The sequence below is a fragment of the Clostridium thermosuccinogenes genome, from assembly GCF_002896855.1.
GTDB classification, from domain to species: domain Bacteria; phylum Bacillota; class Clostridia; order Acetivibrionales; family DSM-5807; genus Pseudoclostridium; species Pseudoclostridium thermosuccinogenes.
In genome coordinates this window covers 1,850,261-1,864,458 of sequence record NZ_CP021850.1, presented here as the reverse complement: position 1 = coordinate 1,864,458, position 14,198 = coordinate 1,850,261, and the positions used below count along the sequence as shown (strand labels likewise).

Annotated in this window: 6 protein-coding genes, 2 tRNA genes and 3 rRNA genes; 1 reads left to right on the top strand and 10 read right to left on the bottom strand. The window is 43.6% G+C overall.

What is annotated here, in order from left to right; all coding sequences use genetic code 11:
• Window positions 1-75 precede the first annotated feature (75 nt).
• Entirely contained in the window at window positions 76-879 is an 804-nt protein-coding gene (locus CDO33_RS08210; RefSeq protein WP_103082458.1) for a class II aldolase/adducin family protein, read from the bottom strand.
• Window positions 880-1,205: 326 nt separating this feature from the next.
• On the opposite strand from CDO33_RS08210, the gene CDO33_RS08205 reads away from it, so the two are divergent.
• The gene (locus CDO33_RS08205; protein ID WP_103082459.1) at window positions 1,206-2,006 is read left to right on the top strand and encodes a ZIP family metal transporter; all 801 of its coding nucleotides are present in this window, start codon (window positions 1,206-1,208) and stop codon (window positions 2,004-2,006) included.
• Window positions 2,007-2,153: 147 nt separating this feature from the next.
• Here the strand turns inward: CDO33_RS08205 and CDO33_RS08200 are convergent, their stop codons facing one another.
• The 9 genes from CDO33_RS08200 to CDO33_RS08160 form a co-directional block, all read right to left on the bottom strand.
• Window positions 2,154-2,261 carry a helix-turn-helix transcriptional regulator gene (locus tag CDO33_RS08200; protein WP_103082460.1) on the bottom strand — a complete coding sequence of 36 codons (108 nt, stop codon included), beginning with the start codon at window positions 2,259-2,261 and terminating at the stop codon, window positions 2,154-2,156.
• Between the two features lie 422 nt (window positions 2,262-2,683).
• A complete protein-coding gene (locus CDO33_RS08195) occupies window positions 2,684-5,014 on the bottom strand; it encodes a vitamin B12-dependent ribonucleotide reductase (RefSeq protein WP_103082461.1) in 2,331 nt (776 codons plus the stop codon).
• Window positions 5,015-5,706: 692 nt separating this feature from the next.
• The gene (locus CDO33_RS08190) at window positions 5,707-7,026 is read right to left on the bottom strand and encodes a putative glycoside hydrolase (protein WP_103082462.1); all 1,320 of its coding nucleotides are present in this window, start codon (window positions 7,024-7,026) and stop codon (window positions 5,707-5,709) included.
• Window positions 7,027-7,430: 404 nt separating this feature from the next.
• A tRNA-Asn gene (locus CDO33_RS08185) sits at window positions 7,431-7,506 on the bottom strand.
• Window positions 7,507-7,512: 6 nt separating this feature from the next.
• Window positions 7,513-7,629: ribosomal RNA gene (gene rrf, locus CDO33_RS08180) — 5S ribosomal RNA — on the bottom strand.
• Window positions 7,630-7,727: 98 nt separating this feature from the next.
• Window positions 7,728-10,786: ribosomal RNA gene (locus CDO33_RS08175) — 23S ribosomal RNA — on the bottom strand.
• Between the two features lie 344 nt (window positions 10,787-11,130).
• A tRNA-Ile gene (locus CDO33_RS08170) sits at window positions 11,131-11,207 on the bottom strand.
• A gap of 239 nt (window positions 11,208-11,446) precedes the next feature.
• A 16S ribosomal RNA gene (locus tag CDO33_RS08165) occupies window positions 11,447-13,144 on the bottom strand.
• The 16S, 23S and 5S rRNA genes sit together here with 2 tRNA genes alongside, the layout of an rRNA operon.
• A 451-nt stretch (window positions 13,145-13,595) precedes the next feature.
• The gene (locus tag CDO33_RS08160; RefSeq protein ID WP_103082405.1) at window positions 13,596-14,177 is read right to left on the bottom strand and encodes a uracil-DNA glycosylase; all 582 of its coding nucleotides are present in this window, start codon (window positions 14,175-14,177) and stop codon (window positions 13,596-13,598) included.
• Window positions 14,178-14,198 lie beyond the last annotated feature (21 nt).

Genomic DNA, 14,198 nt, shown 5'->3' with positions numbered 1-14,198 from the left:
TTTACTCCTTCCAAAGATTATTCTATTGCTGTGTAAAATTGGTACATTGTTATTTGATATTATGTTGGTTTGTCTTTATTTTTCTTTATATTGTTCAAGTACTCTTTTAGTTACATCGGTCACTATTCTTACCAGATCATCTTCACTTATCCTATATGTTGCACTTTCCTGCTCATTTCCTTTGGACCTGCAGGTGCATACTTCCTGGGAGCATCCTTTGAAACCCGGATGCCTGCCTTTTATATTCATTTTCTTCCTGACCTCCATGAGCTTCTCCACCTGATTGCAGTTAAGCTCCTTTGCTCCACCCAGCTGCCTTGCCACCAGGCTTAACTTGGCATAGAATTCAAGGGTCTCCATCTTGAAATATGCATTCAGAAGGTCGGTACCGACAGTTAATGCTCCATGGTTTTCCAGAAGTATGGCATCGTGATCCTGCAGATACTTGCTGACGGCGTCCGGAATCTCGTCGGTGGAAGGAGTCCCGTATTCCGCTATCGGTACGGTGCCAAGAGAAATGATGGCTTCAGGCATTATATACTGATCCAGAGGAATTCTTGCGATGGCAAATCCGGTTGCCGTCGGCGGATGGGCATGAACAACAGCTCCTACGTCCGGTCTTTCCTTATATACCCTGAGATGCATTTTTAGTTCTGATGAGGGCTTCCATGTTCCTTCTAAGACTCTTCCTTCCCTATCCACCTTTATTAACATGTCCGGTGTCATATATCCTTTGCTCACACCTGTCGGTGTAGCCCAAAACTCGTTATCATTCACCTTTACGGTTATATTTCCGTCGTTTGCAGCGACAAATCCTTTGTTATAAATTCTTTTGCCGATCTCACATATTTCCTTTTTTATTTCATTATCTGACATCATAAGATAACCTCCTGTATATATGTATAGTTAGTATTTGATGTTTATGTACAGCTGGTGCCTATTCATGTAGTCTTTTGTGTTTTTTGATATGAACTTATTTTGTGTTGTATTTATGTGATATTTATTTGTTTTTCCTTTGATTTTATTATATAGATTTCGCTTTTATAAGTAAAGTCTTTTGATTAATATTGTTTTCATGAGGAAACAGTCAATATATCTCTTGAAGGTGCTTTATTGCAACCTCTATATGAAGTCATTAAGTCACCGATTCCGCTTCTTCCTCATAATTTAAATGAGGCACTAATTATTTATACCGGAGGTTAGCATTGGTAGAATTCTTGTATCAATATAATATTGTTGCGGTTGGTATGCTGGCAAGCTTGCTCAGCGGCCTTGCCACAGGCGCTGGAGGTCTTTTCATATTCTTGAAACGCCATATATCCAAAAGGATGCTGGATGCTGCTTTAGGAGGTGCAGCAGGAGTGATGCTGGCAGCCACTTCTTTCAGCCTTATAGTTCCTGCCATAGAAAAAGGCGGAGGTGGCGTAAAAGGAGCATTTATTGCACTTATAGGCATTTTGTTGGGCGGATTGTTTCTGGATCTTGCCGACAAGGTATTTCCAGACTCAAATCTCATGCTGAATTCCATGGATGCTGACGATAATCTGAAAAATGGTGCCAGGCTCAGAAAAGTATGGCTGTTTATTTTTGCAATAACCGTCCATAATTTCCCTGAAGGTCTGGCAGTAGGTGTTGGTTTTGGTGACGGAGACATAATAAACGGTTTAAGCCTGGCTATTGGTATAGGCCTCCAGAATTTCCCCGAAGGCCTTGCAGTTGCCCTCCCACTGCTGAGGGAAAATTACCCCAAGTGGAAGGCCCTCTTAATAGCCACGGCCACCGGCCTGGTAGAGCCCATAGGAGGATTGATCGGAATCGGAGTGGTACAGATCGCAAAGCCGTTATTACCTTATGCTCTGGCTTTTGCAGCCGGTGCCATGCTGTTTGTTATAAGCCATGAGATAATCCCCGAAAGCCAAAGCGATCAGAAATATTCCAAGCTGGCAACCCATGCTCTTATGCTTGGTTTCGTGGTAATGATGTTTCTGGATAATACGTTGGGGTAATTCAAATCTTTCGCTTTGATGTAAGCTATTTTTTTAATAAACATTAGATATGATCCATATTGCACAGATGATCAAATGCTACAGGAATTGTTATTAATTTTACATAACAACTTTACTGTAGCATTTTGTATTTGTCCATGTTAAATTTTAACTATTATTCTGGTGAGACACATCCAGATATTCTGCAAGTTTTTCCTGTGAGATGTTGTGTTCTTTTCTAAGTCTCCTTATGCTTCCTCCGAGATTAAGGTTCATATAAGTTATACCTCCCAATCATATCAATCATATTGGCGGCCGCCTGATTTTTATTATATGAGAATGCTTGAGTCTAAACAATATAACCATATTTGAGTTATCCGCAACCGGTGGTTGCAAATTCCATTTCTCAATGATAAAAATGTCTTACAAATATTTATGAAAGGCATATTTGCTTCCTTAGTAGACATAATTTCGGGTATAAGTTTTTTCTCTGAAAATATAGCTCTTTTCAAAAGCACCATCTACATAATGGAATTTTAGTTCATTTTACTGTATGCAGCAAAATGAAAAGGAGCCGCATTAGCTAAACTAATACAGCTCCTTTTCTTGGAGGTTTGAGTATTTAGAATTCCAAATATCAGAACGCCTTCTAGGCATTGTTATGTTAATTGATTAAGGATATAAACGGCTGGCAAAGTTTAGCCGCATTTCGAATATCCGCAATTCCGGCATACGACACAGCCGCCTTCATGTTCCACAGGCCTGCCGCATTCAGGACATGCGTTTATCACCTCAGCATCGTTCCTGTCCGGGTTGTTGCAACTGTCTTGCATAGTGCAAGTGCTGCAAGCGGAAGTGTCACAGTTTGCTGTCGGCCGGGGGACGTTAAGTATTCCGGTGCTCGACAATTCGCCGGCAACTTCTTCGTCGGTGCCATTTTGAAGTTTTGCGACTTTTTCTATCAGCCTACCTATCGCATCAGGACAGGATAATACATTCAATCCTTTCTGCCTTATGGTGGAAGGACATCTTATTCCCTTCAGCTGTTCAACTATTGTTTTGGTTTTTATTCCTGAACGCAGTGCGATGGATACGAGTCGTGCCGTCGCCTCGGACTGGGACGGGCATCCACCTGCACGGCCGGTATTTGTGAACACCTCACAAATTCCATCCTCATCATAATTGACAGTTATATATAGATTTCCGCATCCGATTTTTACCTTCTCAGTAAATCCTGTAGTGATATTAGGCCTGGGCCTAGGTTCTATATGGGTAACCGGCTTGGTTTCCTGTTTGGTTTCATCAGCTTTGCTATTGTTAACTTTGCCAATATTAAGTACCTGTGAATCCCTGCTGCCATCTCTGTAAATCGTTACTCCTTTGCAATTAAGCTTGTCAGCAAGTATGAACACTTCCCGGACGTCTTCCTTGGTAGCTTCATGGCGAAGGTTTACCGTTTTTGAAACCGCATTGTCAGTATATTTCTGGAATGCCGCCTGCATCTTTACATGTCCTTCGGGAGAGATGTCATGGGAGGTCACAAACACATCCCTTATATACTTAGGTATTTCTGCAAATCCGCTTATCGAACCCTTTTTAGCAATTCTCCTCATCAGTTCTTCGGAGTAGAAGCCTTCTTTTTCGGCGATTTGCTTGAACAGAGGATTCACCTCTACCAGTTCATCATTATCCATAACATTCCTGATATACGAGATGGCAAAAAGAGGCTCTATTCCGCTGGACACCCCGGCAATAATGCTTAATGTGCCGGTTGGAGCAATCGTTGTGGTGGTAGCATTTCTCACTCTGATGCCCATCTCTTTATAAATGCTCTTATCATAGTATGGAAATACACCTTTTCTTTCAGCTATCTCAATAGATGCTTTCCTTGATTCTTCCTGGATAAACTTCATAACCTTTTCAGCGAGATTTATGGCTTTCTGTGAGTTATAGGGGATTCTCATCTTACAAAGCATGTCAGCCCAACCCATCACTCCAAGGCCAATTTTTCTTGTCCCTCTGGTCATCTCATCGATCTCAGGAAGCGGGTACTTGTTCACATCAATTACATTATCCAGAAAATGCACTGCCTTTATTACTGTTTTTCTCAGCTTATCGAAATCGACGTCCACTACATTTCCATTTTCTTTAAGCATAAGGCTTAAGTTAATGGATCCAAGATTGCAGGCTTCATACGGAAGAAGCGGCTGCTCTCCGCAGGGATTGGTGCTTTCAATCTCGCCCAGTTCCGGGGTGACATTGGCTTTATTAAGCCTGTCCAGGAAAACAATACCCGGTTCACCGTTGTTCCAAGCCATATCCACTATTAGGTCGAAAACTTCCCGAGCGTTTTTAGTGCCGGTTACCTTCTTGGTATGGGGATCTATAAGCTCATAATCCCAGCCTTTTTCAACAGCTTCCATAAAGTCTTCGGTAATACCGACGCTGATATTGAAATTTGTTATATCTGCATTATCTCTTTTTGAGGTTATAAATTCTAAAATGTCAGGATGATCAACCCTCAATATGCCCATATTTGCGCCTCTTCTGGTACCACCCTGTTTTACCGCCTCGGTAGCTGCGTTAAAGACTCTCATAAAACTTACCGGCCCGCTGGCTACGCCTCCGGTAGAATTTACAGCGGCACCTCTGGGCCTCAATCTGGAAAAGCTGAATCCTGTTCCGCCACCGCTTTTGTGTATCAAGGCCGCATTTTTAATAGTTTCGAATATACCTTCCATAGTATCTTCTATCGGTAATACAAAACATGCGCTCAATTGTCCCAAGGGCCTTCCTGCATTCATCAGTGTGGGGGAATTGGGTAAAAACTCAAGGTTAGCCATCATTTCAAAGAATTCCTGCTCAATCTTTTTAAGCTCCGGCGCCGACACATACTTGACATCCGCCGCAGCCACTGCTTTGGCTACTCTTCTGAACATGCCTTCAGGATTTTCCAAAAGCCTGCCTTCTTCATCCTTGGCCAGGTATCTTTTCTCCAGTACCTTAATCGCATTTTCCGTTAAACTCATACTAAAGCCTCCTTGATTTTTTGACAATGCTGTGGCCCATTTTTCATAAGCTACTTCACATCATCATTTTCATTTGTTTTAATACAATATCCATCAAATGACATTCATTGGTATAAATTAGTGCAATTTACCATAATGCATGGCATCAACCTAGAAGCCTGTTACTTACCTCTAGAATCACAAATTTATAGTACAGTTGACGTAGAATTCACAATATTTAGTGTATTATTTTTCTACTAGCACTGTATATTGTATCATTTTTAAGATACAAGTCAATACAATTGAGGAAAATTTTCTTAGTCATAAAGTCCTATTGAGTATTAGGACATTTTATGCATGATACTTCGCGAGTTAGGTAACTGTCATATGAAAATAACAGAAAAGCAACTGCCGAAGATATCTTTTTTCTCTAGACTAAAAATTATTACGCACCAAAAAAACAGACTCTTATCAAATCAACTAATGCATGTGCCCTAATGGTTAATAAAAAATATAATATAAAAAAAGATATAGGATATGTAATTGTTTTAAATCATCTATCCTATATCCGTTATGCTACTTTTATATTACTGCTTCTTTTTATTAATGATTAAAATATAAATTCATTTCAGGTATATTTATATTTGCTTAGTTAATTTTTGCATCCTATTTGATTTCGGAGATTTACGATTCTGTTAAAAATGCACTATGTGTCATTCTTTCTCCAATGCAGCTTCTGAATAAGTATTTTTAGGATCCCACAATATCCACTCTTCGTATCCGGCATCATATACTGCCTTTTTTTGCTGTCTTACCTGCTCCGCGCCATACTCCTGATAATAGCCTTTGCCAAGCCAAGATGCGGTAAAATCCTGCAAGTAGGGTCTTACCTTTGCTTTATATCCTTCCACCGCTGCTATTCTGGTTTTTCCTTTTACAAGAGAATTGTATACAACTCCATAAGGGTCCAGATCAGGTTTAGCAAATGTGACATTGTTGACAATCTGCCCTACAGCATAATGAGAAGGGTACACCATTGGACATATGACATCCACATTGTCTTTTCCTACCAATTCAAGATACTGGCCTATATCCTCTGTATCTCCCGGGCTTTCCAGTATTATGCCGAAAACATCTGCCGATATCGGGATTTCTGCAGGTATTTCTTTTCTCGCATACTCAAGGAACCTATTGATAGCTTCATACTTTTCAATTCCCGGATTGCCAAAATTCATCGTGCTTCTCTTTCCGTCCGGGAACCTGACATAGTCAAACTGGATTTCATCAAAACCTAATTCAACTGCTTCCTTAGCTATATCCACTATGTATTTCCATGCTTCTTCACTATATGGATTCAGCCATGTTTGGTTTTTATTAGGGTCCCTCCACAAACCGCCATTAACATGCTTTATTGCCATTTCCGTTCTTTTGCTTGATGCATATGGGTCATTAAAGCATACCAGCCTTCCGATAACAGGGATGCCGTTATCGTGAAATGCTTTTATGACTTTTTCAACATTATATTTATTAGTCCACCCATTAATCTCCTGCACTGCAGGGATATTGGATTTATATGATACAAGACCGTCATCGTCCTTGATATCTACCACATAAGCATTTATTTCCGTAGTTTTCGCCAACTCGATGAAGTGCTGCAATTTTTCATCTATTCCGGCAGTCCAACCTGTAAGGTACAGAGCTTTGACCTTCATATCCCTTATTGAAGGCACATTAGATTTATCAGGTATATCCGTGGTTTCACCATCGCCATCCTGATCTTCCGGTTTGGTTTCGTCCGGATTGGCACCTTGATTCTGGTCACCGTCTTCTGATGCTCCTTCGTTGTTTTTACTTTCCTGATTCACAGTTCCCTGTAGGTCTTTATTATCCTTTTGACCGGCATTTTCCGTTCCGGTCCCCTGGGTTGAACTGTCATTTCCTTTGCTGTTGGTATTGCATCCGACTGCTAAACTTAAGGCAAACAATACTACTACAAATAATGAAAGCACTCTTTTAATGATATTTTTCTTCATAGCAACCCCCATTGTTATGTATTTATATTTTACGGCACTTACTTAATCTCTTATTAGATGAAACAAAATCCTTTTTTGTTCCATTTTATGCTGGTAAGTTGCCTATAAAATTTTCTCTTTTGTGATTTGCAGCAACAAACTTTTCTTATTTTTCAAAATATAATATAAAATTTCTGTGCACTTTAATATTATTTCATATTTGCCGTCGTAATAAAACTCTTTTTTCATATTTCATAGAATTTTTCTTTATTTTGCTCCGGATTTATCTTATTGAAACATCTTTTCCGTTTATTTCAGGGATTTAGCTTATTATTTACATAAACAGCAAATGATTTTGCTATGTTGTTTTCAGATTACTTTTTGATACTAAAAAAGGAAAGAACAATATAATTGTTCTTTCCTTCTGGCTCCTCAAGTAGGACTCGAACCTACGACCCTGCGGTTAACAGCCGCATGCTCTACCGACTGAGCTATTGAGGAATATAAACCTGGCAGCGACCTACTTTCCCAGGACATCTCCGTCCAAGTATCATCGGCACTGAGAAGCTTAACTGCCGTGTTCGGAATGGGTACGGGTGTTTCCTTCTCGTTATTGCCACCAGATATTTTCTGTGCAATTTCTTGCACTCTCAAAACTATATAATGTAAGCTTTCTTCGAAGACTTGTCTTCACTTTCAGACTATTAAAAGACCTTCTTTTCTTGGTCAAGCCCTCGACCTATTAGTACCGGTCAGCTTCGTACATTACTGCACTTCCACATCCGGCCTATCTACCATGTAGTCTTCATGGGGTCTTACTTCTTTCGAATGGGATATCTCATCTTGGGGTGGGTTTCACGCTTAGATGCCTTCAGCGTTTATCCCTGCCGAACTTGGCTACCCAGCTCTGCACTTGGCAATGCAACTGGTGCACCAGAGGTTCGTCCATCCCGGTCCTCTCGTACTAAGGACAGATCCCCTCAAATATCCTGCGCCCGCGACAGATAGGGACCGAACTGTCTCACGACGTTCTGAACCCAGCTCGCGTACCGCTTTAATTGGCGAACAGCCAAACCCTTGGAACCTGCTACAGCTCCAGGATGCGATGAGCCGACATCGAGGTGCCAAACCTCCCCGTCGATGTGGACTCTTGGGGGAGATAAGCCTGTTATCCCCAGGGTAGCTTTTATCCGTTGAGCGATGGCAATTCCACTTTCATACCACCGGATCACTAAGCCCTACTTTCGTACCTGCTCGAGGTGTCTCTCTCACAGTCAGGCTACCTTATGCCTTTGCACTCGTTGCGCGGTTTCCAACCGCGCTGAGGTAACCTTTGGACGCCTCCGTTACCTTTTGGGAGGCGACCGCCCCAGTCAAACTGCCCACCTGACAGTGTCCCAAGTCCAGCTTATGGACTCTGGTTAGAGTTCCAGTACTCTTAGAGTGGTATTCCAACGTCGGCTCCATAGCGGCTGGCGCCGCTACTTCTCTGCCTCCCACCTATCCTATACAAAGAATACCGAAACCCAGTATCAGGCTACAGTAAAGCTCCATGGGGTCTTTCCGTCTAGTCGCGGGTAACTTGCATCTTCACAAGTACTACAATTTCACCGGGTGCGTTGTCGAGACAGTGCCCAAATCATTACGCCATTCGTGCGGGTCAGAACTTACCTGACAAGGAATTTCGCTACCTTAGGACCGTTATAGTTACGGCCGCCGTTTACTGGGGCTTAAGTTCATGCCTTCGCTTGCGCTAAGCATTCCCCGTAACCTTCCAGCACCGGGCAGGCGTCAGCCCCTATACGTCATCTTTCGATTTAGCAGAGACCTGTGTTTTTGATAAACAGTTGCTTGGGCCTTTTCACTGCGGCCTGTATTCCTACAGGCACCCCTTCTCGCGAACTTACGGGGTCAATTTGCCGAGTTCCTTAACAACGCTTCTCCCGCTCGTCTTAGGATTCTCTCCTCACCTACCTGTGTCGGTTTGCGGTACGGGTACCTTCTCTCTCGATAGTGGCTTTTCTCGTCAGTGTGGAATCGGCTACTTCGGTACTCTATTTTCCCTCCCCATCAGGCCTTCGAAACGTCCGGCGGATTTGCCTACCGGACTATCTACCTCCCTTGGACGAGCTTTTCCAGTTACTCGCTTAGCCTATCCTCCTGCGTCCCCACCTCTCTCAAACAAGAGACGGTAGTACAGGAATTTCAACCTGTTGTCCATCGCCTACGCCTTTCGGCCTCGGCTTAGGTCCCGACTTACCCTGGGCGGACGAGCCTTCCCCAGGAAACCTTAGGTTTTCGACGGTAAAGATTCTCACTTTACTCTCGCTACTTATTCCGGCATTCTCACTACTGTTTCGTCCACACGTCCTCACGATCGTGCTTCGGCCTACGACAGTAAGCTCCCCTACCAAGCATGTATGTTCAATGCTATCTCCTACACAGTTTTGCCTTTGGTGTAATTTTATCGAAATCTCCTTTTTCAATTACTCATTTAATCAAGGTTGATTTCGATGAAGCTTACCCCTTGCTTCACTGCCTTTAGGAAACACCATTGAACACACACGCTTCCATAGCTTCGGTACACAGTTTAGCCCCGGTAATTTTCGGCGCAGGCTCACTCGACTAGTGAGCTATTACGCACTCTTTGAATGAATGGCTGCTTCTAAGCCAACATCCTAGTTGTCTTAGCAAACCCACATCCTTTTCCACTTAACTGTGATTTTGGGACCTTAGCTGATGGTCTGGGCTGTTTCCCTTTTGACTACGAAACTTATCTCCCGTAGTCTGACTCCCTAACATCGTCTATACGGCATTCTGAGTTTGATAGGGTTCGGTAACCTGGTAAGGCCCCTAGCCCATTCAGTGCTTTACCTCCGCTAGACTTTCATTAGAGGCTAGCCCTAAAGCTATTTCGGGGAGAACCAGCTATCTCCGAGTTCGATTGGAATTTCTCCGCTATCCACAGCTCATCCCAGACCTTTTCAACGGTCACGTGGTTCGGTCCTCCACGGGATTTTACTCCCGCTTCAACCTGTCCATGGATAGGTCACCCGGTTTCGGGTCTATGGCATGTGACTTTGTCGCCCTGTTAAGACTCGGTTTCCCTTCGGCTCCGTACCTCTAGTACTTAACCTTGCCACATACTATAACTCGCCGGACCGTTCTACAAAAAGTACGCTGTCGAGCCTTAACGCTCTCCAACTGCTTGTAAACATAGGGTTTCAGGTTCTCTTTCACTCCCCTCCCGGGGTTCTTTTCACCTTTCCCTCACGGTACTGCTCCACTATCGGTCACCAGTTAGTATTTAGCCTTGGAAGGTGGTCCTCCCTGCTTCCCACCAGGTTTCACGTGCCTTGTGGTACTCTGGATCCCGGCCTGTCTTCATATCTTTCGCATACGGGACTTTTACCCTCTATGGTCTGCACGTTCCAGTGCCTCATTCTGCTAGATACTCCGAATCATTCCGCCGGTCCTCAACCCCGGGCTACATTGCTGTACCCCGGTTTGGGCTAATCCGCTTTCGCTCGCCACTACTTACGGAATCACTTTTGTTTTCTTTTCCTGTAGGTACTTAGATGTTTCAGTTCCCTACGTCTCCCCCATGTATGCTATGTATTCACATACATGTACCTGGGCATTTACCCCAGGTGGGTTCCCCCATTCGGACATCTGCGGGTCAATGGCTATTTGCGCCTCTCCGCAGCTTTTCGCAGCTTATCACGTCCTTCATCGGCTTCTGGTGCCAAGGCATTCACCCTATGCTCTTAATAGCTTGACCTTCTTAGATACGATCTCTCGATATCTTTCGGTTCTCTTCAAGTGATTGTCTTTTAACCATCTTGTGAAGACTTCCTAAGAGTCACGCATACCTTTCGATACTTGTTACCCTTATTTTTTCTTGTCTTCTCATCTTCTGAAAACTGCTATAACCTTCGCATTACTGCTCGGTTCTAACAATTTTCAACTTACATTATATAGTTTTCAAAGTGCAAGTTCTTCGGCTGACTTCTGACTTTTTAAGTCTTCATCAACCGGGATTTATTATTATACATGGTTGGCATATCAATGTCAACCAGTACTTTTTTCCTTCTCTCCTAACTCTTATTGAGCTATTCAAGAAAGTGGTGGGCTCAAATGGAATCGAACCATCGACCTCACGCTTATCAGGCGTGCGCTCTAACCATCTGAGCTATGAGCCCATATTATTATATCCAATTTTCTCTGACGGCTTATTAACCATCAGGGACTTCTTATTATACATGATTGACGCTTAAATGTCAACCAGTACTTTTTCTTTTTTCAAAACCTCATTGGGCTTTGAAAACTAAACAGTGTAGACAAGGAACTCTTTAACCGGTAACATTTCTGTTATCCGGTATCGACCAGAAGATTCGTCCTCACCTGATGCTATCCATCAGATTCGGACCGTTCTCCTTAGAAAGGAGGTGATCCAGCCGCACCTTCCGATACGGCTACCTTGTTACGACTTCACCCCAATCATCGGCCCCACCTTCGGCAGCGCCCTCCTTGCGGTTAAGCTACTGACTTCGGGTGTTGCTGACTCTCATGGTGTGACGGGCGGTGTGTACAAGGCCCGGGAACGTATTCACGGCAGTATGCTGACCTGCCATTACTAGCAATTCCGACTTCATGTGGGCGGGTTGCAGCCCACAATCCGAACTGGGACTACTTTTGGGGATTTGCTCCGCCTTACGGCTTCGCTTCCCTTTGTTGTAGCCATTGTAGTACGTGTGTAGCCCAGGACATAAGGGGCATGATGATTTGACGTCGTCCCCACCTTCCTCCGATTTGTCACCGGCAGTCTCGTTAGAGTGGTCACCTTTACGTGTTACCAACTAACAACAAGGGTTGCGCTCGTTGCGGGACTTAACCCAACATCTCACGACACGAGCTGACGACAACCATGCACCACCTGTACAGAGGCTCCGAAGAGCTATGCCATCTCTGACATATCCCTCTGTATGTCAAGCCCTGGTAAGGTTCTTCGCGTTGCTTCGAATTAAACCACATACTCCACTGCTTGTGCGGGCCCCCGTCAATTCCTTTGAGTTTCAACCTTGCGGCCGTACTCCCCAGGTGGGATACTTATTGTGTTTACTCCGGCACAGAAGGGGTCGATACCTCCTACACCTAGTATCCATCGTTTACGGCGTGGACTACCAGGGTATCTAATCCTGTTCGCTCCCCACGCTTTCGCGCCTCAGCGTCAGTTACTGTCCAGAAAGCCGCCTTCGCCACTGGTGTTCCTCCTAATATCTACGCATTTCACCGCTACACTAGGAATTCCGCTTTCCTCTCCAGCACTCAAGAAACATAGTTTCAGATGCAGCCCCACGGTTGAGCCATGGTATTTCACATCTGACTTACATCCCCGCCTACGCGCCCTTTACACCCAGTAATTCCGGACAACGCTCGCCACCTACGTATTACCGCGGCTGCTGGCACGTAGTTAGCCGTGGCTTGTTTTTGAGGTACCGTCACTTCCTTCGTCCCTCATCAAAGAAGTTTACAATCCGAAGACCTTCATCCTTCACGCGGCGTTGCTGCGTCAGAGTTTCCTCCATTGCGCAATATTCCCCACTGCTGCCTCCCGTAGGAGTCTGGGCCGTGTCTCAGTCCCAATGTGGCCGATCAACCTCTCAGTTCGGCTACCGATCGTCGCCTTGGTGGTCCGTTACACCGCCAACTAGCTAATCGGACGCGGGCCCATCTTGCACCGGATTTCTCCTTTGATCACAGGAAGATGCCTCCCCGTGATGTTATGCGGTATTAGCACAAGTTTCCCTGTGTTATCCCCCTGTGCAAGGCAGGTTGCCCACGCGTTACTCACCCGTCCGCCGCTAAGTAGAGTCCAACACTCAGCACTCAAGTATGGCGTCTCTTATCAATACTATTTTGACTTGCTTTAGTCATAGCATTGTGTCAGGCACTTAATTTAGCGTGATGCACAAAACTTTCTTTTAAATATGTCTATCAACAAGGTAGTTTGTGCATGACGCTGGCTTAACTTTTGCCAACGCTCGAATACTCAGTGTTGAACTCTACTCCGCTCGACTTGCATGTGTTAGGCACGCCGCCAGCGTTCGTCCTGAGCCAGGATCAAACTCTCAAATAAAAGATTTCTTTTATTCAAAAGCCTTTTGGCTCTGTTTACTTACTAGCTTTTATAAGCACGTAACTCAAATTCATTTTCGAGTTCCCTTTGTCTTTACACTGTTTACTTTTCAAAGTCCAATTTTTTGCCGCCTTACCGCAGCGGCTTTTATAGATTATCATGTTTGCTGTCGTTTGTCAACACTTTTTTCGATGATTTTTTTAATCATTTCGTTTTGCTGTTTATCAGCGACAGCTTCTAAATTATAGCACCATATATCAAATAGTGTCAACACTAAATTTTAAAGCTATTTTTCAGTTCCATGCATTATTTATGTTTACTATTTCAATTCATCTCGACATTAGGCAAAATAACCCTGTATTTCGTCCTTTTATTCCTTTTTCCTCACGGGCGGTAATAAATATGGATAAAAGTCCATAGCATCATTGGGTCATTCCATATAAGCAAATCATTAACCTTTAATAAGCTGTGAAAGCTTTTTCAGGTCATCCAAATAAATCTCTTTCAGACTTCTGTTGTATATTATGCTGGCTGGATGATACAAGGGAAAAAACTTATACACCTTGTCCAAAACCTCTACTTCCAACGTCTGTCCATGGACTGTTCCTATGCTGATACCATAATCACCCGTAGCCGCTTTAAGTGGCACATTCCCCAGGGTAACCACATAAACCGGATCAATGATTCTAATCTCCTGCAAAAGATAGTCCTTGACCGCATCTATATCAGCTTTGGTCGCAGCTCTGTTTATTATCCTTCCTGTATTGGGATTGATTTTTGACAGCCTGTGCTTAATCACATTGGTTATATAGATGTCCTCTCTCTTAATCCCCAAAATATCCATAAATTGCGACAGGTTTTTCCCCGCAGCACCCACAAAAGGTTTGGAGAGTTTGACTTCGTCCTTGCCAGGCGCTTCTCCCACCAGGACTATTTCTGAGTCTATATTTCCATCTCCCAGGACGATTTCTTTATCTCCAAACTCATTTATATATCTCCCATAAAGCTCATTTAAAAGCTCCCTTTTAGGCATAGGCCCTCCTACTCCTTAATC

Excerpts from the sequence above, each read along its gene's own strand:
- CDO33_RS08210 (WP_103082458.1), bottom strand. The coding sequence starts at position 879 with ATGATGTCAGATAATGAAATAAAAAAGGAAATATGTGAGATCGGCAAA.
- CDO33_RS08200 (WP_103082460.1), bottom strand. The coding sequence starts at position 2,261 with ATGAACCTTAATCTCGGAGGAAGCATAAGGAGACTTAGAAAAGAACAC.
- CDO33_RS08195 (WP_103082461.1), bottom strand. The coding sequence starts at position 5,014 with ATGAGTTTAACGGAAAATGCGATTAAGGTACTGGAGAAAAGATACCTG.
- CDO33_RS08190 (WP_103082462.1), bottom strand. The coding sequence starts at position 7,026 with ATGAAGAAAAATATCATTAAAAGAGTGCTTTCATTATTTGTAGTAGTA.
- CDO33_RS08160 (WP_103082405.1), bottom strand. The coding sequence starts at position 14,177 with ATGCCTAAAAGGGAGCTTTTAAATGAGCTTTATGGGAGATATATAAAT.